This window comes from Hydrogenophaga sp. ANAO-22 (genome assembly GCF_042466645.1).
Classification (GTDB): Bacteria; Pseudomonadota; Gammaproteobacteria; order Burkholderiales; family Burkholderiaceae_C; genus Hydrogenophaga.
The window spans coordinates 3244691-3266941 of sequence record NZ_CP159956.1 but is presented as its reverse complement, the minus strand read 5'-3'; the positions used below and the strand labels follow the sequence as shown (position 1 = coordinate 3266941).

General features: G+C 70.0%; 19 protein-coding genes and 1 pseudogene. 9 read left to right on the top strand and 11 right to left on the bottom strand.

Annotated features, from left to right (window positions below):
* Window positions 1-25: 25 nt before the first annotated feature.
* Window positions 26-430: an alternative ribosome rescue aminoacyl-tRNA hydrolase ArfB gene (gene arfB / locus ABSY19_RS15720; RefSeq protein ID WP_382153132.1), complete on the top strand. Its 405-nt coding sequence runs from the start codon at window positions 26-28 to the stop codon at window positions 428-430.
* Window positions 431-602: 172 nt separating this feature from the next.
* Window positions 603-1346, top strand: a complete 744-nt coding sequence (locus ABSY19_RS15715; protein ID WP_382153129.1) for a hemerythrin domain-containing protein — start codon at window positions 603-605, stop codon at window positions 1344-1346.
* On the opposite strand, the gene ABSY19_RS15710 is transcribed toward ABSY19_RS15715, so the two are convergent.
* Both ABSY19_RS15710 and ABSY19_RS15705 read right to left on the bottom strand, forming a co-directional pair.
* Window positions 1343-2710 carry a GAF domain-containing protein gene (locus tag ABSY19_RS15710; protein ID WP_382153126.1) on the bottom strand — a complete coding sequence of 456 codons (1368 nt, stop codon included), beginning with the start codon at window positions 2708-2710 and terminating at the stop codon, window positions 1343-1345. The two genes, ABSY19_RS15715 and ABSY19_RS15710, sit on opposite strands and share 4 nt — an antisense overlap.
* Complete coding sequence (locus ABSY19_RS15705) at window positions 2707-3204, bottom strand: hypothetical protein (protein WP_382153123.1); 498 nt, start codon at window positions 3202-3204, stop codon at window positions 2707-2709. The genes ABSY19_RS15710 and ABSY19_RS15705 overlap by 4 nt, the downstream gene beginning before the upstream one ends.
* A gap of 108 nt (window positions 3205-3312) precedes the next feature.
* On the opposite strand from ABSY19_RS15705, the gene ABSY19_RS15700 reads away from it, so the two are divergent.
* Window positions 3313-3915, top strand: coding sequence for a TetR/AcrR family transcriptional regulator (locus ABSY19_RS15700; RefSeq protein WP_291113625.1), 603 nt, complete (start codon window positions 3313-3315; stop codon window positions 3913-3915).
* 58 nt (window positions 3916-3973) lie between these two features.
* Window positions 3974-4857: pseudogene (locus tag ABSY19_RS15695) on the top strand (alpha/beta hydrolase).
* An 18-nt stretch (window positions 4858-4875) separates the two neighbouring features.
* On the opposite strand, the gene ABSY19_RS15690 reads toward ABSY19_RS15695, so the two are convergent.
* Entirely contained in the window at window positions 4876-5352 is a 477-nt protein-coding gene (locus ABSY19_RS15690) for a MarR family winged helix-turn-helix transcriptional regulator (RefSeq protein WP_382153120.1), read from the bottom strand.
* Between the two features lie 123 nt (window positions 5353-5475).
* Here ABSY19_RS15690 and ABSY19_RS15685 point away from each other — a divergent pair, with 123 nt between their 5' ends.
* The 4 genes from ABSY19_RS15685 to ABSY19_RS15670 all read left to right on the top strand — a co-directional run bounded on the left by ABSY19_RS15685 (window position 5476) and on the right by ABSY19_RS15670 (window position 8989).
* A complete protein-coding gene (locus ABSY19_RS15685) occupies window positions 5476-6678 on the top strand; it encodes a 3-hydroxybenzoate 6-monooxygenase (protein WP_382153117.1) in 1203 nt (400 codons plus the stop codon).
* Between the two features lie 14 nt (window positions 6679-6692).
* Window positions 6693-7751, top strand: a complete 1059-nt coding sequence (locus ABSY19_RS15680) for a cupin domain-containing protein (RefSeq protein WP_382153114.1) — start codon at window positions 6693-6695, stop codon at window positions 7749-7751.
* Between the two features lie 61 nt (window positions 7752-7812).
* Window positions 7813-8469, top strand: a complete 657-nt coding sequence (locus ABSY19_RS15675; protein ID WP_382153111.1) for a fumarylacetoacetate hydrolase family protein — start codon at window positions 7813-7815, stop codon at window positions 8467-8469.
* A gap of 118 nt (window positions 8470-8587) precedes the next feature.
* On the top strand, window positions 8588-8989 hold the full coding sequence (locus ABSY19_RS15670; protein ID WP_382153108.1) for a YbaN family protein: 402 nt from the start codon (window positions 8588-8590) through the stop codon (window positions 8987-8989).
* Between the two features lie 6 nt (window positions 8990-8995).
* Here ABSY19_RS15670 and ABSY19_RS15665 read toward each other — a convergent pair whose 3' ends face one another.
* The 8 genes from ABSY19_RS15665 to ABSY19_RS15630 all read right to left on the bottom strand — a co-directional run bounded on the left by ABSY19_RS15665 (window position 8996) and on the right by ABSY19_RS15630 (window position 19431).
* On the bottom strand, window positions 8996-9892 hold the full coding sequence (locus ABSY19_RS15665) for a LysR family transcriptional regulator (RefSeq protein WP_382153105.1): 897 nt from the start codon (window positions 9890-9892) through the stop codon (window positions 8996-8998).
* Between the two features lie 12 nt (window positions 9893-9904).
* Window positions 9905-10990: an ABC transporter ATP-binding protein gene (locus ABSY19_RS15660; protein WP_382163828.1), complete on the bottom strand. Its 1086-nt coding sequence runs from the start codon at window positions 10988-10990 to the stop codon at window positions 9905-9907.
* Window positions 10991-11021: 31 nt separating this feature from the next.
* Window positions 11022-12752 carry an ABC transporter permease gene (locus ABSY19_RS15655; RefSeq protein ID WP_382153102.1) on the bottom strand — a complete coding sequence of 577 codons (1731 nt, stop codon included), beginning with the start codon at window positions 12750-12752 and terminating at the stop codon, window positions 11022-11024.
* 74 nt (window positions 12753-12826) lie between these two features.
* Complete coding sequence (locus ABSY19_RS15650) at window positions 12827-14161, bottom strand: ABC transporter substrate-binding protein (protein ID WP_382153099.1); 1335 nt, start codon at window positions 14159-14161, stop codon at window positions 12827-12829.
* Window positions 14162-14284: 123 nt separating this feature from the next.
* Entirely contained in the window at window positions 14285-15481 is a 1197-nt protein-coding gene (locus tag ABSY19_RS15645; RefSeq protein ID WP_382153096.1) for a phosphoglycerate kinase, read from the bottom strand.
* Between the two features lie 70 nt (window positions 15482-15551).
* Window positions 15552-17306 (bottom strand): phosphoethanolamine transferase, encoded by a 1755-nt coding sequence (locus tag ABSY19_RS15640; protein WP_382153093.1) that lies wholly within the window; start codon window positions 17304-17306, stop codon window positions 15552-15554.
* Window positions 17307-17371: 65 nt separating this feature from the next.
* Window positions 17372-18724 (bottom strand): sensor histidine kinase, encoded by a 1353-nt coding sequence (locus tag ABSY19_RS15635; protein ID WP_382153090.1) that lies wholly within the window; start codon window positions 18722-18724, stop codon window positions 17372-17374.
* Window positions 18721-19431 carry a response regulator gene (locus tag ABSY19_RS15630; protein ID WP_382153087.1) on the bottom strand — a complete coding sequence of 237 codons (711 nt, stop codon included), beginning with the start codon at window positions 19429-19431 and terminating at the stop codon, window positions 18721-18723. Before ABSY19_RS15630 ends, ABSY19_RS15635 begins: the two co-directional genes overlap by 4 nt.
* Before the next feature lie 110 nt (window positions 19432-19541).
* Between ABSY19_RS15630 and ABSY19_RS15625 the strand changes: the two genes are divergently transcribed.
* Entirely contained in the window at window positions 19542-22238 is a 2697-nt protein-coding gene (locus ABSY19_RS15625) for a sulfatase-like hydrolase/transferase (protein WP_382153084.1), read from the top strand.
* Window positions 22239-22251 lie beyond the last annotated feature (13 nt).

The following is a 22251-nucleotide window of genomic DNA, read 5'->3' as shown; positions in this document are numbered from 1 at the left end:
ATGTGGCGCGTGGCACACTGCGCCGATGCCGATCACCATCGATCCCGCCGAGGTCGAGTTCACCGCCATCCGCGCCCAGGGCGCGGGCGGGCAGAACGTGAACAAGGTCTCCAACGCGGTGCACCTGCGCTTCGCGGTGCACGGCTCGTCCCTGCCCGAGGCGGTGAAGGAGCGCCTGCTCGCGCTGAGCGACCAGCGCATCACCACCGAGGGCGTGGTGGTCATCAAGGCGCAGACCAGCCGCAGCCTGGAGCAGAACAAGGCCGAGGCGCTGGAGCGGCTGCAGGCCCTGGTCGACAGCGTGGCCACGGTGCCCAAGGCACGCAAGGCCACGAAACCCAGCTTCGGCGCCAAGCAGCGGCGGCTGGAAGGCAAGGCGGCCCGCTCCGGCGTCAAACAATTGCGCGGTCGCGTGCGCGGTTTGGACTGATGGCGGCCCGGTTTTGACGGGTTAAGGTTTTTTTACGATTCCTTTAAGCGCTATTTAGCGGCGCGCTTCGGCGCGGATTCCTAGACTGACTCTCCATGATTCGTCGCACATGGGGTGCGGCGGTCATCCCGAGACAAGGCCGGGCCATTCGCCTGCCAAAGGAATCCACACCATGCAATCCCACGCCCTCGAAATGGCGCACGTCGCCGCCACCGCCCGCACCGGCCTTGGCCGCTTCAACCTCTATGCCGGCATCCACAAGGCCTTGCGCGCCTTCATGGCCGACACCCTGCTCACGGTCGGCCGCACCGACCCCACCGACGGCGCGGAGTTGGCGCGCACCGTCGCGCAGGTGGTCGAGCTGATGGCGCTGTGCGCCAACCACGTGGCGCACGAGAACGGCTTCGTGCACCCGGCGCTGGAGGCGCGCTGCCCGGGCGCCTGCGCCCGCGTGGCGCAGGAGCACGATGGGCACCTGCACCACATCCAGCACCTGAGCGACGCCGCCCAGGCCCTGCCAGGCTGCGACGCGGACGAGCGCGAAGCCGGCCTGCACGCGCTGTACCTCGCGCTCGCCCTGTTCGTGGCCGACAACCTGCAGCACATGCACACCGAAGAGACCGCGCACAACGCCGCGCTCTGGGCCGCCTACACCGACGCCGAGCTGGTGGACGTGCACAACGCCCTGGTGGCGACCATCCCGCCAGCCGAGATGATGCTCGTGATGCGCTGGATGCTGCCCAACCTCAACGCGCCCGAACGCCTGGGCGTGATGCAGGAGATGCGGGCGGGCGCACCGGCACCGGTGTTCGAAGGCATGCTCGACGCCACGCGCGGCATGCTCAACGCGCACAACGCGATGAAGCTCGCGCGCGGGCTCGGCCTGCCGCCCGTGCCCGGCCTGGCCACGGTCTAGGCGGCCACCTCTTCCAGCTCGACCGGGCGCAGCGCCTCGAAGCGGAAACACCCCCGCCCCGTCTTCTGGATGCGCAACTGCGGGCACTGCTCGGCCAGCCGGCGGTGCAGCAGCAGCAGGCGGGCTTCCAGGTTGTCGGCCACGTCGGGCAGGCGCAGCGAGGTGTCGAGGCGCAGCTCCCGGTTGGTGAACTCGCTTCGGCCCTGGCGCTGGCCGTCCTGCAGCAGTTTCCACAGGATCGCCCCCGCCACGCCCTTGATCAGGTAACTGTTGTTGACGAACACGCTGTCGTTGCTGCGGTAGTGCCGCACGCGCAGCGCGGGGCCAGCCGGCACCGGTGCCGCGGTGGCGGCGGCGCTCGCGGTCTCCTCTTCGGTGCAGGCCGCTTCAGACGCCTGCATCAGGTCGATCACGGCACCGAGCTGCCCACCCAGCGCCACCAGCAGGTCCTCGTCTTCGTAGCTGAACCGCAGGTCCAACGGGCTTTCAACAAAGAGCACGCCGGTCACGCGGCCGGCCGACAACAGGGGCACGGCCAGCTGGCTGTGCGGCTCGGACAGACCGGGGTACGGGATGTCGGTGCCGGCCGGGACGCTGCCGTCGCCGCTCACCAGACTGTCGCGCATGGCCCGGCTGTAGAGGTAGGCGCTGGCCATGTGGCCGATGCGCACCGGCGTGCGCTCGCGCGCGGCCACGCCGATCACACCGTCGCCCAGCGCGATCTCCGACCCCACGCCCGAGGTGGCGTAACCCCGGCTGGCCACGGTGTAGAGGCGCTGCGAAGCCGCATCGAGGATCAGCAGCATCGCGTGCGGCATGGCCAGCTCGTTCTCCAACACGTCCAGCGTGGCTTCCAGCACCGCGCCCAGGCTGCGCGCGCTCGACAGGCGCGCACTGGCCCGGCGCAGCACCGCGAGCGCCGCCGGCGGGGCAGGCGGCAGCGGCAGCGGTTCGGCCAGCGGCTCCTGCGGCAGCCGCTCCACCTCGATCACCTCGTGGATGTCCGAGCCACGCAGGCGGAACACCTCGGCCATGCCGGTGTGGGAAGCGATGCCGGCGAGCTGCGCCTTCATGCTCTCGAACACCGGGCCTGCGTCTTCGGTGCGCAGGTAGCGCAGGTGCAGGCGGTAGAACACCGCGTTGAGCGGGTTGAGCACCAGCAGCGTCGAGCGCGGGTGGGCCAGCAGGTTCTGGCGCGTCTTGTTGAAGAACTGGAACGACAGCGCGACGTGGCCCTCGTCCACGTAATAGACCTGCGAGATGTAGGCCACGTTGGGCGTGCCGTCGGCCGCCGTGGTCGCCACCATGGCGGGGATCACCCCTTCCAGACAAGGCCGCACCTCGGCCAGGTCCACCGCCGTCATGCGCGCCCCGCGATCGGCTGGCCGGCCTTGCTGCCCGGCGTCTGGTCGAAGGCTTGTTCGGGCTCGAACTCGATCGCCACCACGTCGTCGAGGCGGTGCGTGAGCATGGCCCGCGCGTAGACGCGGTCGAAGCCGAGCAGGGCCAATTCGTGCTCCATGCCGCGCAGGTAGCGCTGCAGCACCGCCGCTTCGTCCTCGCGCGCCTCGCGCAAGCGGGCGGTGCGCGTCTTGAGCTGCACGGTCTTGTGGGTGCTGGGTTGGCTGAACACCGCGGCGAGGCGCCCGCTGCGGGCGATGTCGCGCAACAGTTGCGCGGACTGGCTGCGGCACAGGTACACCGTGATGAGGCGGCCCTGCGGCCCGACCTGGCTGCCCACGGCCCGCATGACGCTGGGCGTGAGGTCCGGCCCGCAGCTGCTGACGATGACGGAAACCCCGGCATCCATCATGGCCAGGTGTTCCAGCGTCAGCAGGGGGGAGTGGGGGGGTTCCAAGGGCGGCCACCAAGGGTGCACAGGACGCCGCGATCATAGCGACGGCGGCGGGCCGCGCCAAGCGGGTCAGGGTCTTGTTATTTCGCACGATCGTGCTAAAGTTGCGCCATGGACGCCCGGACCCAGAAGAGTGAAATGACACGCGCCGCCATCGTGGGCGCGGCGCTGGACCTGGCCGCGTCCGACGGGCTGGAGGCCATCACCCTGCAGGCGGTGGCCGACCGCATCGGCATTTCCAAGAGCGGCGTGTTCTCGCGCGTGGGTTCGCGCGAGGCCTTGCAGAAGGCGGTGATCGAGGAGTTCGGCCGCCGCTTCATCGGCGACGTGTTCGTGCCCGCCATGCAGGCGCCCAAGGGGCTGCCGCGCCTGAGCGAGATCGTGCGGCGCTGGCTCATCCGCCTGCGCGACGTGGAGGCGCACACCGGCTGCCTCTACACCTCCGGCGCCTTTGAACTCGACGACCGCGAAGGCGAGCTGCGCGACCTGCTGCTGGGCGAGGTCACGCGCTGGCGGGCCGCGCTGCGGCGCACCGTGCTGCAGGCGATCGAACTCGGCCACCTCCAACCCGACACCGACCCCGAACAACTGGTGGGCGAGATCTGCAGCCTGGCGATCGGGCTGGTTCACGACGTGCGCTTCCTGCGCGATCCGCGCGCCGCCGAACGCGCCCAGGCGACCTGGGCCCGCCTGGTCAAGACCTACGAACACTGACCGCTTCTCTTTTTTTGCCCAAATTTCGCACGATTGTGCGATTTAACGGAGACCCCCCATGAGCACCACCCCCTTGCAAACCGCTTCCACCTACTACCAGGCCAACCCGGGCACGCGCTGGCTGCGCTGGGCGCTGGGCCTGTCCGAGAAGCTCTGGCCGGCGCTGGCGGTGCGCGGCGCCTACCGCGTGTTCGGCACGCCGCTGCCGCCCAAATGGCTGCACCGCCGCCAGCCCGCGCTGGCCGCCTGGCGGGCCACGCCCTGGCCCTTCGAGCAGGCCAGCATCACGCTGTACGAGCCGCCCGGCGCGCCCGGCCCCGTGGTGCTCCTGCTGCATGGCTGGGGCGGCCACGCCGCGCAGATGCTGCCCCTGGCGCAAGCCTTGAGGGACCAGGGCCTGCGGCCCGTGCTGGTGGACCTGCCCGCGCACGGGCGCAGCCAGGGCAGCACCAGCAACCTGCCACAGTTCGCGCGCGCCATCGAGTACCTCACCGCGCGCCTGCAGCAGCAGGGCCACGAGGTGCGCGCCGTGGCAGCGCATTCGCTCGCGGCCAACGCCCTGGCCTATGCGGCCGCGCGCGGCCTGCCCGTGGCCCGGCTCGCGCTGCTCGCGCCCCCGCCTCGCCCCATGCGTACACCCGCCTGTTCGCGAAGGTCTTCGGCCTGAGCGAGGACACGCGGGAGCGCCTGCAGCAGCGGGTGGAGGCGCGCGAGGGCATCCTGATGCGCCAGTTCGAGCCGGCGGCGGTCGGCCCGCGCGTGGCCGCGGCCACGCTGATCGTGCACGACCGGGAGGACCGCATCAACCGGTTTGCCGACGCCGAGGCCTACCGCGATGCGATCGCCGGCGCGCGCCTGATGGCGACCGATGGCCTGGGCCACACGCGGCTGCTGCGCGACGAGCAGGTGGTGAACGCCGTCGTGGCGCACCTGCGGGGCTGAGCCGCCCCGCCACGCGGCTCACTTCATCGCTTCGCTGGGTGCGCGGCTGTGCGCGTTGTTGGTGTCCACCAGCAGGCGCAGCAGCTTCATGAACTCGCCGCGCTGGCGCTCGGACAACGGCGCCAGGATGTGCTCCTGCACCTGCAGCATGGCCGGCACGGCATCGGCCAGCAGCGCGTCGCCCGCGTCGGTCAACACCAGCTGGCGCGAGCGCCGGTCTTCGGGTGAGGTGCGCCGCTCCAGCCAGCCGCGCGACTCCATGCGGTCGACCACGCCGCCGGTGGTGGACGCATCCAGCGCGATGGTGCGCGCCAGCGTGCGCTGGTCGATCCCGGGGTGGTTGGCCACGGTCTGCAGCGCCGCGTATTGCACCGGCGTGAGCTCCAGGTCGCCCAGCTCCCGAAGAAAGATGCCCACCGAAATCTGGTGCAGCCGCCGGATGTTGTGGCCGGGCTGATCGTCGATGTCGATTGCCGGAGGCAGGCTGCGCTTCATGGAAGGGGAAAGGAAGGGGGGCGGGAGCGTCAGGGGACGGGAGGGGCTTGCCGGAATCCTAGCATCGCCCATACAATAAGTACACTTATCATCAGCATGCCTTGCATGTGAAGGAGACAACCCATGACTTCGCCCTCCCAGGAACTCCCCGTGCTGGTGGCCGGTGGTGGCATCGGCGGCCTGGCCGCCGCGCTCGCCCTGGTGCGCCAGGGTTTTCGCGTCAAGGTGCTGGAGCAGGCGCCCGAGATCGGCGAGATCGGCGCCGGCATGCAGCTGGGCCCCAACGCCTTTCACGCCTTCGACGCGCTCGGCGTGGGGGAGCAGGCGCGCAGCCGCGCGGTCTACACCGACTTCATGGTGATGCACGACGCGCTCGACGAGTACCAGGTCGGCAAGATCCCCACCGGCGAGGCCTTCCGCCAGCGCTTTGGCAACCCCTATGCGGTGATCCACCGCGCCGACGCCCACGGCTCGCTGCTTGAAGGCGTGCAGGCCAGCGGCCAGATTCAGTTCCTCACCTCCACGCGTGTGGAGCGCATCGAGCAGGACGCCGCGGGCGTGACGGTGCACGACCAGCACGGCAAGGCGCACCGGGGCCTGGCGCTGATCGGTGCCGACGGCGTGAAGTCCGTGGTGCGCCAGCAGTTCGTGGGCGACGAGGCCCGCGTGACCGGCCACGTGGTCTACCGCGCGGTGGTGGACAAGGCCGACTTCCCCGAAGACCTGCGCTGGAACGCGGCCAGCATCTGGGTCGGCCCGAACTGCCACCTGGTGCATTACCCGCTGCGCGGCGGCGAGCAGTACAACGTGGTCGTGACCTTCCACAGCCGCGACGCCGAAGAGTGGGGCGTGAAGGAAGGCAGCAAGGAAGAGGTGCAGAGCTACTTCCAGGGCATCGTGCCTCGAGCGCGCCAGCTGATCGACCTGCCCAAGAGCTGGAAGCGCTGGGCCACGGCCGACCGCGAACCGATCGGCCAATGGAGCTACGGCCGCGTCACGCTGCTGGGCGACGCCGCCCACCCCACCACGCAGTACATGGCGCAAGGCGCCTGCATGGCGATCGAGGACGCGGTGACGCTGGGCGAGGCCTTGCGCGTGAACCACAATGACTTCGAGAAGGCGTTCGACCTGTACCAGCGGTCGCGCGTGGCGCGCACGGCGCGCATCGTGCTGAGCTCGCGCGAGATGGGCCGCATCTACCACGCCAGCGGGGTGGAGCGCCTGGTGCGCAACGACCTCTGGCGCGACCGTTCGCCGGAGCGCTTCTACGATGCGATGGAGTGGCTGTACGGCTGGAACGTCGAGAACTGTCTGGCCCCTCACTGAACCCAGGAGACCCCATGAACGACCTCGGACGACTCGAAGACCTGCCCGCCGACTACGTGGCCGAGCTGCGCGCGCTCAACCTGGTGCCGCTGTGGCCCAGCCTGCGCGGCGTGCTGCCGCCGAAGATGCCGTCGCGCCAGACGCAGGCCACGCACTGGGCCTACCAGTCGATCAAGCCGCTGCTGCTCAAGGCCGGCGAACTCACGCCGATCGAGAAGGCCGAGCGCCGCGTGCTGGTGCTGGCCAACCCGGGCCACACGCTGGAGAAGATGCAGGCCAGCTCGGCCATGTACCTCGGCATGCAGCTGCTGATGCCGGGCGAATGGGCGCCCAGCCACCGCCACACGCCCAACGCGGTGCGCATGGTCGTGGAAGGCGAAGGCGCCTGGACCACGGTGGACGGCGAGAGGTGCCCGATGTCGCGCGGCGACCTGATCCTCACGCCCACGGGCCGCTGGCACGAGCACGGCCACGACGGCGACCAGCCCGTGATCTGGCTCGACGTGCTCGACCTGCCGCTGATGTACTACCTGGAGGTGAGCTACCACCTCAACGGCGGGCGCCAGGAAACCCTGCCGGGCCGCGGCGACCGGGCCTATGCGCGGCCGGGCGTGGTGCCCACGCCGGTGTTCGGCCGCAGCGGCAAGCGCTACCCCATGCTGCGTTATCCCTGGGTCGATGCCAAGGCCGCGCTGGAATCGATGGCGGCCGACCGGCCCGACCTCGACGCCGTGCAGGTGACCTACACCAACCCCGAGTCCGGCGAGGACGCCGAGAACGTGCTGGGCTTTCATGCCCTGATGCTGCGCCCGGGCCAGGCGCTCGCGCTGCCTGCGCGCTCGCCCGCGGTGATCTACCACGTGATCGAAGGCGCGGCCCGCGTGGCCACCGACGCGCAGGGCTTCGACCTGGTGGTGGCCGACACCTGCTGCATTCCCGGCTACACCGCCACCACGCTCACCAACGCCTCGGCCAGCGCCCCGGCTTTCCTGTTCATCGCCGACGAGTCGCCGCTGCACCGCAAGCTCGGCGTCTACGAGGTGCGCCCCGACAACCAACCCGCCATGCCCTGACCCGGCCTTGAAGACCCATGACCACCTACCTCTTCCCCCGCCCCCCGTCGCTTCGGTTCCCGTGCGCGGCAAGACCGAACAATTCCCCGTCAACCGCCTGTTCTTCGTCGGCCGCAACTACCACGCGCACGCGGTGGAAATGGGCAAGCCGGTGGACAAGACGGCCGAGCGGCCGTTCTACTTCACCAAGGCCCCGCAGACGCTCGCGCTCTCGGGCGCGACCACGCCCTACCCCAGCGAGACGAACAACTACCACTTCGAGATGGAGCTGGTGCTGGCGGTGGGCAAGGCGGGCTTCCGCGTGAAGGCGGAGGACGCGCAGGACATCATCTACGGCTACGCCTGCGGCCTGGACATGACGCGGCGCGACTTGCAGCTGGTGGCGCGCGACAAGGGCCGTCCCTGGGACCTGGGCAAGGACGTGGAGCACTCGTCCGTGTGCAGCGAGATCGTGCCCATGCCGGGCGTGGTGATCGAGCGCGGCGGCATCGAGCTGGCCGTCAACGGCGAGGTCAAGCAGAAGTCCGACGTGGACAAGCTGATCTGGAACATCCGCGAGATCATTGCCGACCTCTCGCTGTTCTACCACCTGCAACCCGGCGACCTGATCTACACCGGCACGCCCGAAGGCGTGGGCGCGGTGCAACCGGGCGACAAGATCACGGGCAGCGTAGACGGTGTCGGCACGGTCGAACTGACCGTCGGCCAAAAATCTTGACATCCCCCCGCGCCGCCTTCGGCGTCACCCCCTGAGGGGGCGCACCTGGCGGCCCGGCAAAGCCGGTTCCGCGGTGGCTCTGGCTGCGGTCCCTGGCGCTGGCTAAGATGCTGGCGTCATGCCCTCTTCTCCCTCGTCCTCCCGCACCGTGCGCTGGCTGCTCTGGCTGGCCGGCACGGTGTCGCTGGCGCTGGGCCTCATCGGCGTGGCGCTGCCGGGCCTGCCCACCACGCCCTTCGTGCTGCTGGCCGCGGCCTGTTACGCCAAGGCCTCGCCCCGCCTGCACGGCTGGTTGCTCAACCACCGTTTCCTCGGTCCCATGGTGCGCGACTGGGAGCAGCACCGCAGCCTGACCCGGCGCACCAAGACAGTGGCGATCGGCTCCATGGTGGTGATGGTGAGCCTCTCCGCCTGGGGCTTTCGCCACCAGCCCTGGGTGCTGGCCGCGCTGCTGGCCGCGGCCGCCATCGGCCTGGTCGTGGTGGCGCGCATCCCCACGCGCGAACGCCCCACCTCCTGAGCCGCCTCAGGCCGGCTGGCGCGATGGCAGGCCCCAGACCTGGCGCAGCACCGACAGCGCCGCGACGATGGCCGGGTCGTGCTCGGCGGTCTTGGGGTAGATGAAGCTCAACAGGGCGGCCACGCGCGTGTGCGGCCAGATCACCAGTTCCTCGCGCTCGGCGGCGGGCACGGCCATGTCCTCGCGCAGCAGCGCCAGCCCCAGGCCCGCGCGCACCAGGCTGTAGGGCGCGGAGGCATCGTCGGACTCCACCACCTGGTTGGGCAGCAGGCCCTGGCGCGAGAACAGGTCGCGCAGCAGCGTCTGCACGTGGCCGGCGTGCGGCGTGCCGATCCAGGGCAGGTCGGCGATCTCGCGCCAGCCCGCGTGCAGCAGCCGGTCGCGGTAGGCCACCGGCGCCACCACCCGGTAGTGCAGCGTCTGCAGGGGCAGTCCGAGCACGTCGCGCGGGATGTGGGGACCGATGTAGAACGCCGCCTGCAGCGTGGAGGTGGCCACGCCCTCGCGCAGCGTCTCGGCGTCGCCCGAGCGGGTCTTGATGTCCAGCAGGGGCAGCGCCGCCACCAGACCGCCGAGCAAGGAGCCCAGCCGCAAGGCATCCGGGTCGCCCAGCGTGCCGATGATCAGCGAGCCGGCCACCTCGCCCTGCAACTCCTTGGCGCGGCCGATCAGCGAGCCGGCGGCGGCCAGCACCTTCTCGGCCTCGGGCAGCAGGCGCTCGCCGGCGCGCGTGAGCGCGATGCGCCCGGGCCGCCGGTCGAACAGCGAGACGCCCAGCTCTTCCTCCAGCGCCTTGATCTGCCCGGTGACGGCGGGCTGCGTGACGTGCAGGGCCTCGGCCGCTCGCGTGAGCTGGCCGATCTTGGCCACCGTGACGAAGGCACGCAGCTGGTAGATCTCCATGCGGGCGGGCGCTCAGTGCGTCAGGAAGCGCGCCTGCGAAGGCTCGATGCCCAGCCGCACCTCGGCCCCGGGCGGGAACAGCGAGAGGCCCGAGAAGTGCGCCTGGTTGGCGACGATCAGGGTCTCCCCCACGCGCACGCGGTAGCGCGAGGTCTCGCCCAGGAACTCGGAGCTTTCCACCCTGCCGTCGAGCCAGATGCGCGAGGCGTCGCCATGTTCGTCGCGCACGCGGATGTGCACGGTGTGCGGCCGGAACGACAGCGATGCCGGCCCGGTGCCCGGGCTCTCCTGGTTGCGCGGCAGCACCATCGCGCCCAGGCCTTCGGCCTGGAAATGCAGGGTCTCGCCGTTGACGTGCGTCACCCGGCCCTGCACGAGGTTGGCCGTGCCCACGAAGCTGGCCACGAAGCGATTGGCCGGGAAGTCGAACAGCGCGGCGGCCGTGCCCACCTGCTGCAGCACACCCTTGTCGAGCACGGCCATGCGGTCGGCGGTGGTCATCGCCTCTTCCTGGTCGTGCGTCACGAAGATGGTGGTCAGGCCCAGCGTGCGCTGCAGGTTCTTGAGCTCCTCGCGCATCTGCACGCGCAGGTTCTTGTCGAGGTTGGACAGCGGCTCGTCGAGCAGCAGCAGCTTGGGCTCGATCACCACCGTGCGCGCCAGCGCCACGCGCTGCTGCTGCCCGCCCGAGAGCTGGCTCGGCCGGCGCTGCGCGTAGTCCTGCAGGCCCACCAGTTCGAGCGCGGCCCCCACCTTGCGGCGCAGCGACTCCTTGGGCTCCTTGCGCTCCACCAGACCGAAGGCCACGTTGTCCCACACCGTCATGTGGGGCCACAGCGCGTAGTTCTGGAACACCATGCCCACGTTGCGCAGGTGCGGCGGCGTGCCGGTGATGTCCTTGCCGTCGATCAGCAGTTCGCCGCGCTGGTGCTGGTTGAAGCCGGCGATGAGCCGCAGCAGCGTGGACTTGCCGGAGCCCGAGGGGCCGAGCAGGGCGAAGAACTCGCCCGGCTCGATGCGGATGTTGACGTCCTTGAGCACCTCGGTGCTGCCGTAGCTCAGGCTGATGTGGCGCGCTTCGAGGGAGACCTTGTTCAGATGCATGGCTGTCTTTCGATGTGTCTGTCGTTCAGGGCTGCGCGGCGCGGGTGGGGGCGCGCGATTTCTCCACCACGCGGTGCGAGAGGTAGGTGCCGATGGCCACCACCACCACCGCCACCACGCCGAGGGCGGCGCCCGGCCCGCGCCCGGCGATGCTCTGCATGTAGAGGTAGATGCCATAGCTCATGGGCGCCTGGCTCTGCGCCGAGGTGAGCAGGATGGTGGCCGAGAGCTCCACCGCGGCGGTGATGAAGCTGGTGACGAAGCCGGCCAGGATGCCGCCCATCATGAGCGGCACCATGATGCGCCGCACCGTGCTGACCTTGCCCGCGCCCAGGCTCTGCCCGGCCTCTTCGAGCGAGATGTGCACCTGCTGCAGCGCGGCCATGCAGGAGCGCAGCGCGTACGGCAGGCGGCGCACCGCGTAGGCGATCATGATCAGCACCCAGGTGCTGATCACCGGCGTGTCGGTGAACGGAATGTCCACGCCCTTGAACATGCGCAGGTAGCCGATGGCCAGCACCAGGCCGGGGATGGCCAGCGCGATCGAGGCGATGTAGTCGAGCCAGCGGCGCGCGGGCAGCTCGGTGCGGAAGATCAGGTAGGCGATGAGCGTGCCCAGCACCACGTCCAGGCTCGCGGCCATCAGGCAGTACTTGAGGGTGTTGACCACCATCAGCTTGGAGTCGGTGAAGATGGTGGCGTAGTGCTCCAGGGTGTAGCTGTCGGGCAGCACCGAGAAGCTCCAGACCTTGGAGAAGGACATCAGCAGGATGCCGATGTGCGGCGCCAGCGTGACCAGCAGCACGAAGCCCACCCAGGCGTAGGCCAGCACCGAGGCCCAGCCGCGCAGCGTGCGGCGCTGCAGCGAATTGCCGCCCTTCTGCAACGTGGAGTAGTCCTTGCCCTTCATGACGCGCGAGGCCATCCACAGCGCCAGGATGGACAGCACGATCATGATCACGCTGATGACGTAGCCCAGCGGGTCCTCGATGCCCACCGAGGTGATCCGCAGGTAGGCCTGCGGCGCGAGCATGTTGGTCACGCCCATCACCAGCGGCGTGCCCAGGTCGTCGAACACCTTCACGAACACCAGCGCCGCGCCGGCCAGGTAACCCGGCAGCGAGAGCGGGAAGATGATGCGCCAGAACAGGCGCCAGCCCTTGGCGCCGAGGTTCTGCGCCGACTCTTCCATGGCGCCGTCGATGTTGCGCATCGCGGCCACGAGGTTGAGCAGGATGAAGGGGAAGTAGTGGATGCTTTCGACGAAGGTCACGCCGACCAGGCCGTCCATGATGGGCACGGTGAAGCCGAACGCGTCGTTGAGCAGCAGGTTGACCGAACCGCTGCGCCCGAAGATGAGCTGCAGTGCGACCGCGCCCACGAAGGGCGGCATGATCAGCGGCAGCACGCCCAGCGTCTGGATCAGCAGGGCGCCGCGGAACTCGAAGCGCACCGTGAGGTAGGCCAGCGGGATCGCGATCACCGAGGCGAAGAACACCGAGGCCAGCGCCACCACCAGGCTGTTGATGAGGGACTCGCGCAACAGGCTCTGGCCGAAGAAGTTGCTGAAATGCCCCAGCGTGGGCGCGCCGGTTTCCGTCACGAAGGCGGTGTAGATCACCTCCGCGATCGGCAGCAGCAGAAACAGACCGAGGAAGGCGAACACCAGGCCGGCGAGCAGCCAGTGGCCCCACACGGTGGGCGGGCGCAGCCGGCGCGGCGCGGGCGCGTCGGGACCTGTCAGGACAGCGGACATGGGCAATCTTTCGGGAAAGAGAGGGGCCCGCGCGCGGCAGGCCGCCGCGCGGGCATCACAGGGCGTTCAGGCGCTCACTTGGCCAGCGCGCCGGCCTGGTTGGCCAGGGCGCGCGCGCGCTCGTAGTTGGCCTTGGCCTTCGAGCTCCACAGCTCTTCGAGCCCGGTGAGCTGCTTGGCCACTTCCACGTCGCGCTTGTTCTGGCGGAACAGGTTGAGGAATTTTTCGTCCTTCACCATGCCCTCGGGCACCAGCGACGAGTAGGCGAAGCTGCGGGCCTGGCGCAGCAGCTCGCTGCCGTGCGCGTTGGGTTTGGCGTGCAGCTTGCGGTCGGCCTCGTGGATGGCGCGCGTGGCGGCCTGCAGCTCCTTGAGGCGGAAGGTCACCATCTGGTCGAACAGGCTCACCACCACCTGGTAGCGGTTGCTGGAGAGGTCGGTGTTGAACTGCACCTTGGCGCGCTTGGCGATTTCCTGTGCGTCGGGATAGCCGGCCGGCGCCTTGTTGCCGAACGAGGCGTTGGGCAGCACCGGCAGGCGGCTGATCTTCGGGTCGAACAGCAATTCCTGGCCTTCGCGCGAGAGCGTGTAGGCAATGAACTTCTTGGCCTCGTCGGCGTTCTTGCCGCCGCTGATGAGCGCGATGTTGGCCGGCACCACCGCCGTCACCGAGGGGTAGTGGAACTCCACCGGGTAGCCCGAGTACTTGCCGGCCAGGCCGAAGAAGTCGATCACCATGCCGACGCCGTACTGGCCGTTGTTCACGCCATCGGGCACCGCGAAGCTGCGGTCGGTCACGGCCGCGCAGTTGCCCGCGATCTGCAGCATCTGCGTCCAGCCCTTTTCCCAGCCTTCGCCCTGCAGGATGGTCTCGACCGTGAGGTGGGTGGTGCCCGAGCGCGAGGGCGAGGAGATGGCCACGTGGCCGAAGTAGGCGGGCTTGGTCAGGTCGGCCCACTCGCGCGGCGCGGGCACCTTGTTGGCCTGCATGTAGCGCGTGTTCCACATCAGGCCGTAGCCCGCGAGCGCCTGGCCGTAGTACAGGCCGTTGGGGTCGTTGATGGGGTAGTTGCCGACCTTGGCCGGCACCTGGGCGTTCTTGACCTCGGGCGCGGCCTGCAGCAGCTTGTCGCGCGCCAGCACCTCGAAGGCATCGGGCGCCGAGGCCCACATCACGTCGGGCCGCTGGCCCACCGCCAGCTCCTTGATGTAGGCGATGCTGGCCGTGGTGTTCTTGTTGAGGATCTCGATCTTGATGCCGGGGTTGGCGGCTTCAAAGGCCTTCTTGTAGGCCTCCGTCAGTTCCTTGGGGAACGAGGTGAGCACGGAGACCGTGCCGGCTTGCGCCGCGGACCATGCCGTCACCAAGGAAAGAACCACCACCTTCAGTGCTGCTGTCTGTCGTGCCATGCCTGTCTCCATCGTTGTGTTTGCGACGGGACCAATTTAGCAACAGAAAGCGCGCGCGACCAATCATGGTTTCTGATAGGCCGCATAAACCGCGGCGTGAGTCGGGTAAACCCCGAGCGAGGCTCAGGCCTTGGCGCGGCGTTCGAGGACCTCGAAGGCCGGCAGGGTCTTGCCTTCGAGCACTTCGAGGAAGGCGCCGCCACCGGTGGAGATGTAGCCCACGTCCTTCTCGATGCCGTACTTGGCGATGGCCGCCAGCGTGTCGCCACCGCCGGCGATGCTGAACGCGCTGCTCTTCGCGATCGCGTCCGCAATCGTCTTGGTGCCGCCCTCGAAGGCCGCGAACTCGAACACGCCCACCGGGCCGTTCCACACGATGGTGCCGGCCTGCATCAGCTGCGCCGCCAGCTTCTGGGCCGTCTGCGGCCCGATGTCCAGGATCAGGTCGTCGTCGGCCACCTCCGTGGCCTTCTTCACCGTGGCCGGTGCGTCCGCCGCGAAGGCCTTGGCCGTCACCACGTCGGTGGGGATCGGCACCTCGGCGCCGCGCGCCTTCATGGCCTCGATCACCGCCTTGGCCTCGCCCACCAGGTCGGCCTCGGCCAGGCTCTTGCCGATCTTCAGGCCCGCCGCGAGCATGAAGGTGTTGGCGATGCCGCCACCCACGATCAGGTTGTCCACGTTGTTCGCCAGGCTCTTGAGGATGGTCAGCTTGGTGCTCACCTTGCTGCCGGCCACGATGGCCACCAGCGGGCGCTTCGGCGCGGCAAGGGCTTTGGCAATCGCGTCCATCTCGGCGGCCAGCAGCGGGCCGGCCGAGGCGATGGGCGCGGTCTCGGCGATGCCGTAGGTCGTGCCTTCGGCGCGGTGGGCGGTGCCGAAGGCGTCGTGCACGAAGATGTCGCACAGGGCGCCGAGTTTCTTCGCCAGCTCGGGGCTGTTCTTTTTCTCGCCCACGTTGAGGCGGCAGTTCTCCAGCAGCACGACTTCGCCGGGGGCGACGGAGAAGTCGCCGTCGATCCAGTTGGCGACCAGGCGCACCGGGCGGTCCAGCAGCTCGCCCAGGCGGGCGGCCACGGGGGCCAGCGAGTCTTCGGGCTTGAAGGCGCCCTCGGTGGGGCGGCCCAGGTGGCTGGTGACCATCACGGCCGCGCCCGCGTCCAGCGCCAGCTGGATGGCCGGCAGGCTCGCGCGGATGCGCGTGTCTTCGGTGATGCGGCCGGCGTCGTCCTGCGGCACGTTGAGGTCGGCGCGGATGAAGACGCGCTGGCCCTTGGCTTGGCCGCTGGAGCAGAGGTCGGAGAAACGGATGAAGGACATGGTGGGCGGGTGGGTCGTCAGAAAGAAGCCCGCATTGTAGGAAACGCGGCCCCCCATGCCCGTCGGCCGCTCAACCCGTGTGCACGAGAGCGACCGGTGGCTCGCCGGGCGAGCGGGCCTGCGACGCCGCGCTGCAGGGCATCAGCGCGTCCAGCGCGGGCTGGTAGGCGCGCGTCTGCACGTCCATCAATCCCAGCACGGAATGGAAGACATGGTCGTGCGAGATCGGCGCCGCCGCGTGCCCGCGCAGGCAACCCATCGACAGGCCGGTGCGGCGCTGCAGGCCGGGCGAGAACCAGCTCACCATGGGCACCTGGGTCTGCTGTGTCGGCGCCAGGGCGTAGGGCACGCCATGCAGGTAGAGCCCGTTTTCGCCCAGCGACTCGCCGTGGTCGGACACGTAGATCAGGCCCGTGTCCTCGCTGCCGCGATCGGCGCGCGCCTTCAGCCATTGCAGGGTCTGGCCCAGGAAATGGTCGGTGTAGGCGATGGAGTTGTCGTAAGCGCTGACCAGTTGCTCGTGCGGGCACTCGGACAGCGTGACGCTCTGGCACTCGGGCTGGAACGGCTTCTGGTCGGCGGGCGCGCGTTTCGCGTACGCCGGCCCATGGCTGCCCATCTGGTGCATCACCACCACCACGCCGCGCGCGCGGCGCTGCGGGTCCAGCGCGGCGAGGCGTTGGTCCAGGCCGTCCAGCATGGCGGCGTCGTAACACTCGCTGCCCTCGCACAGGCCGGGCACGGCGTGGTCGCCCGCGTAGGCGTTCGGCACGCGGTCGCACACGCCCTTGCAGCCGGCCTGGTTGTCGATCCACAGCACGGCCAGGCCGGCGCGCTGCAGCACGTCGAGCAGGTTCTCGTGTTCGGGGGTCTTGTCGCCGCCCTGCGCGCGCGTGAGCGGCGAGAAGATGCAGGGCAGCGAGACCTGGGTGTTGGTGCCGCAGGAACTCACCTGGGCGAAGTTCACCAGATCACCTTGCGCCTGCCAGCGCGCGAGCATGGGCGTGGTGTTGCGCGCGTAGCCGTTGAGCCCGAAGTTCTGCGCGCGCGCGGTCTCGCCGATCACCAGCACCAGCAACGGCGGCCGCGGCTGGTGCGCGTAGCTCGCGCCCAGGGCCGCGTCCTGGCCCACCGGCTGCAGTGGGCGCACCTGGCGCGGCAGCTGGTCCACCGCCAGGCGGGCGCCGGCGTACACGGTGTTGAGCGGGTTGGCCATGTAGCGCAGGTCCTTGTGGTTGCGCATGAGCGAGGCCAGACCCTGGTAGCTCATCAGCGCGGCCGCCACCAGCAAGGCGAGCGCGGCCAGGGCCCCCGTGAGGTTGCGCACGGCTTGCGGCCCCAGGCTGCGCAGGGCCAGCGGCCGGCGCCAGAGCGCCCACAGGGGCAGCCCGGCCACCAGCAGCACCGTGCCCGGCAGGGCCCACGAGAGCAGGTCGCGCACCTCGCGCACGTCGGTGTGCACCACATTGGCGAGCATGGTGGGATCGATCACCACCCCGTACTGCCACATGAAGTGGGTGTTGAACGCGGCCACCAGCAACAGCGCGCTGGCCGCTGGCCGCAACACGCGCGGCCAGGCCAGCAGCGAGAGCAGCGCCGCCAGGGCACCCACCAGCAACAGGCCCAGCCCGACGATCAGCGCCAGGCGCTGGGTGGGTGTGCCGCCGAGTCCATCGATGCGCTGCCACAGCGGCAGGTTGCCCACGCTGGCCAGCCACAGGGCCAGGCCCCACACCGCCACCCTGGGGCGTGTGCGCGCGCCGGGCGGGGAGAGATGGAAGATCGGGAAAAAGCGGGGAAACGCAAAGGGCAACGAGAGCTGCATGGCCGGCATCCGAATGCCAGCACATGCCGGCCCCGGCACTGTGCGCAGCCGACGTTAAATCAACCTTATGCGCGCGGCCAGCGCAGCGTGAAGCGCGTCGTCATCGGCGCTTCGCCCCGGTCGCGCTCCAGCCGCGCGCCCATCTGTTCGGCGATGCGCTCCACCAGGCGCAGGCCCAGCCCCAGGCCACCGCGCTCGGCGGCCAGGGGTGCCGCGTCGGCGCGCTGGCCGTCGTCGCTCACCGAAACACCCAGGTCCGCGCCGGTCCGCCACACCGCCACCGCCACCTGCGAGCCGCTGGGCGTGTGGCGCAGCGCGTTCTCGATCAGGTTGCGCAGCGCGAGTTCCAGCAGCATGGGCTGGGCCTGCACCACCACCGGCTCGTCGGGCTGCGACAGGGAAAGCTCGTGGCCGCTCTCGTAGGCCGAGGGGGCGTGGGCCGCGATCAGCCGCGCCGCGAGTTCGCCCAGCGCCACCTGCCCCGCGACCAGGGGCCCCGCGCCCGCGCCCGCGATGGCGTTGCGCTGGGCGCGCGCCAGTTCCAGCAGCTGCGAAAGGATGCGGCCCGCGCGCAAGGCCTCCTGCTCCAGTTGCGCCAACCGCTCGGGGGACGGGTCGTGCTGCGCCGCGCCGGCCTGCAAGGCGAGCGCGGCCAGCGGCGTGCGCAGTTCGTGCGCCACGTCGGACGCGAACTCGCGCTCGCGCTGGGCGCGCGTCTGCAAGGTGTCGACCAGCGCGTTGATCGCGGCCACCGTGCTCGCGAACTCGCGATGGCGGTGCTGCGTGCCCAGGCGCTGGCCCGCGAAGCCGTCGAGCGCGGCCACCTCGCTCGAGAGCTGGTCGAGCGGGCGCAGGCCGCGGCGGATCGCCCACCACAGCAGCAAGCTCACCAGGGGCAGCACCAGCAAAGCGGGCAGGGCCACATGCTCCGCGATGTCCTTGCCCAGTTCATAGCGCTGCTTCAGGTCCATGAGCACGATCACGCGCCGCACCCGCCCCTCCTGCGTGGCCTGGGCCGAGTAGGCGCGCCACTCGGGCACCAGGCCCGGGACCTTCACGCGCACCGTGGCGAAGCCCTGCAACGGCAGGGCCGCCACGTCCAGCCCGCCCACCATGCCATGGGTGTCGGCGACCAGGCGGCCGTCGTCCCAGGCCACCACGGCCACGTCCTGCAGGTACTCATGCCGAAGATCAGGCGCCTCGGTGGCCTCTGCGCGCTCCAGACGGTGAGGCGTCAAGGTCAACCAGAGCTTGGCCACCGCCGTCATCTGCCCGTCGGAAAACTGGCGGGCCTCACGGAACGCGGTGGACCAGGCGAAGGCGATCAGCGCCAGCCAAACCACCACCAGCACCCCGAGCGCCCAGGTCAGCAGGTAGTGGCGCAGGGTCTTCGCTCGCGCGGCCACGGCGTTGTTCATCGCCGCGCCCCGGGCTCGTCCTGCGGCACGAAGTACCCCACGCCGCGCACCGTCCTGATCAGGGACTCGCCGAGCTTGCGGCGCAGGTGGTGGATGTGCACCTCGATCGCGTTGCTCTCCAGGCCTTCGTCGAAGCCGTACAGCGCCGATTCCAGCCGCGCCTTGGACAGCACCTGCGGCCGCGCCTGCAGCAGCGTGAGCAGCAGCGCGAACTCCTTGCCGCCCAGCGGCACCGGCTCGCCCGCGCGCCGCACGGTGTGGGCCGCCGGATCGACCACCAGCTCGCCGTGCTGGATCAGCGGGTTGCTGCGCCCGCCAGCGCGCCGCAGCATGGCGCGCAGCCGGGCGAGCAGCTCGTTCGCGTCGAAGGGTTTGACGATGTAGTCGTCGGCGCCGCTGTCCAGGCCGCTGATGCGGTCGCTCACGCCGTCGCGCGCGGTCATGATCAGCACCGGCATGTCGTGGCGTGGCAGGTCGTCCCGCCCCGGCGCGGGCGCGGGCCGCCGGCGCAGCCGGGCCAGCAGGTCCAGGCCTTCGCCATCGGGCAGGCCGAGGTCGAGCAGCATGACGTCGAAGGGTTCCACGGCGAGGGCCAGCCAGGCCGTGTCGAGCGAAGAGCAGGTGTCCACCGCATAGCCCGCCTGGCGCAGCGAAGCCTGCAGGCCGCTGGCAATGCCGGGGTCGTCTTCCACCACGAGAGCGCGCATGTGTTTGAAGGGGACGCGGGGTCCGTTGAGGCTGAACCCGTTCATTATGGGTTCGCGCCTTAGCACCGCCTTAAGGCGCATTTAACCTGGGGCTCCCACAGTGCCGCACCATGCACGCACTGTCTCGCCCCCGCTGGGTCACCGTCCCCTTCCGATCGTCCCCCGCCACCTGGCTGCTCGGCCTGTTCACCCTCACCCTGCTCTGGGACCTGGGCGGCCTGGACATGGCGGTGATGCGCGCCATCGGCACGCCGCGGGGCTTTGCGCTGCAGGACAGCTGGTGGCTCTCTCGCGTGCTGCACGACGGCCTGCGGCAGGCCATGACGGGTGGCTGGCTGCTGCTCTGCGCCTGGGCCTGCTGGCCTGGACTGCAGATGCCCCGGCGCGAACGCTGGACCGTGGTGGCGCTGGCCACGATGTCGCTGCTGGCGGTCAACCTGGTGAAGAACACCAGCCTGACCAGTTGTCCCTGGGACCTGCAGGCCTTCGGCGGACCGGCGCGATGGGTGTCGCACTGGGCCTGGGGCGTGGCCGACGGCGGCCCCGGGCGTTGTTTCCCGGGCGGCCACGCGTCCAGCGGTTTCGCGTTCATCGGCCTGTGCCTGCCCTGGCTGGACGCGACGCCAGGCACGCCCCATCGCCAACGCGCGACCGGCCTGCGCTGGCTGGCCGCCGTGCTGTTCGTGGGCGGGTTGGCGGGTGCGGTGCAAACCCTGCGGGGAGCCCATTTCCCCAGCCACACGCTGTGGACGCTGCTGATCTCCGCCGGCGTGTCGTGGGCGGGCTGGCGGCTGGCCCAGCCGTGGTTGACCCCGCCGAAGAGCGCGCGGCGCGCGCCGGCGGTGGGGGAGGCCGATCACCCACCTCGCCGGCCCCGCCCGACCCACCTCCTCGCCGTGCTGCGCCCCCTGCTCATGCCCATGGCCTGCATGCTGGCGGTGCTGTGGCTGTCGCGCGCCGGGCTGGCCTGGTGGCAGGCCGACCGCATCGCCCAGGCCCAGGCGGCGCCATTGGTGTGGTGGGAAGGCTTGCGCTTTGACGCGGTGCTGATGGGCCTGGCCTGGGTGTTGCCCGCCACGCTCACGCCCTGGATGGCCACCCACCAGCGCAGCCAGCGCGCGTGGGGTGTCTTCCTGCGCGTGTACGGCGGCCTCGCCCTGCTGCTTGTGGTCTTCATGGAACTGGCCACCCCGGCCTTCGTGCTGCAGTACGACAGCCGACCCAACTATCTCTTCGTGGAGTACCTGGGCTACGCGAAGGAAGTGGGCGGCACGCTGATCAAGGACTATTGGGCGCACCTGCTGACCACGGCGGTGCTGCTGCCCACCGTCGGCTGGGCCTATGTCCGGCTGACCCGCCCCGCGCCGCACCCACCCGCGACCTTGCGGGTCTGGCAGGCCGGGCTGCTGTCGGTGCTGCTGTTCGTGGCGCTCGCGCTCTGCGCGCGCGGCGCGCTGGGGCACCGCCCGGCCAACCCCGCCACCGCGGCCGTGACCACCGACCACCTGGTCAACGAGTTGCCCCTGAGTTCGCTCTACACCGTGACGTACGCGATCTACCAGTCTCGCAAGGCCGAAGAAGGCGGCATCACCTACGCCGAGATGCCGCAGGAGCGCGTGATCGACATCGTGCGGCGAGAAACCGGGCTGCCGCCCGGCGCCTTCACCGACCCCGCTTCGCCCCTGCGCCACACGCTGACCAGCCAGCAGCCGCGCGAGCGGCCGCTGAACCTGGTGATCGTGCTCGAAGAGAGCCTGGGCGCCGAGTTCGTCGGCCGCCTGGGGGGCCTGCCGCTCACGCCGAACCTGGACCGGCTGGGCGACCAGGGCATCTGGTTCGACCAGCTCTACGCCACCGGCACGCGCTCGGTGCGCGGCATCGAGGCGGTGGTGGCGGGCTTTCCGCCGACCTCGGCGGTGAGCACGGTGAAGCTGGCGAAATCGCAACGCGACTTCTTCACGCTGGCCAGCTTCCTGAAGCCCAGGGGCTACGAGTCCACCTTCTACTACGGCGGCGAATCGCACTTCGACAACATGCGCAGCTACTTCATGGGCAATGGCTTCGATCGCGTGGTGGAGCAGAAGGACATGCCCGCCAGCGCCTTCATCGCCACCTGGGGCGCGTCCGATGGCGACCTGTTCGATGTGGCCCACCAGCGCTTCAGCCAGCAGCCCGCCGACAAGCCCTTCTTCGCCCTGGTGTTCAGCTCGTCCAACCACGCGCCCTTCGAATTCCCGGACGGCGGCTTCGAGCTGCACGAGCAGCCGAAGAACACCGTGAACAACGCGGTGAAGTACGCCGACCACGCCCTGGGGCGCTTCTTCGACCAAGCGAAGCAATCCGCCTACTGGGACAACACCCTCTTCCTCGTGGTCGCCGACCACAACTCGCGCGTGTACGGCCCCTCGGTCATCCCGATCGAGCGCTTTCACATCCCCGGCCTGATCCTGGGCGGCGCGGTGCGCGCACCCGAGCGCATCCGCACGGTGGCCAGCCAGATCGATCTGGCGCCCACGCTGATCTCCATGATGGGCCTGAGTGGCGAGGTTCCGCTGACCGGCCGCGACTTGAGCGACCCGGCGCAGCGCGCCCGGCCCGGCCGCGCCATCCTGCAGTTCGACAAGATCCAGGCCTACATGGAAGGCTCCAACGTGGCGGTGCTGCAGCCCGACAGCCCACCCCGGCTCATGAGCTACCTGGATGGCCAGCTGAAGGACAGCACCGAGAGCCACCCGGCCCTGGTGGACAAGGCGCAGGCGCATGCGCGCTACGCGCAGTGGGCCTACCAGAAACCATGGCACCGTTGAAAAACGGCGCCAG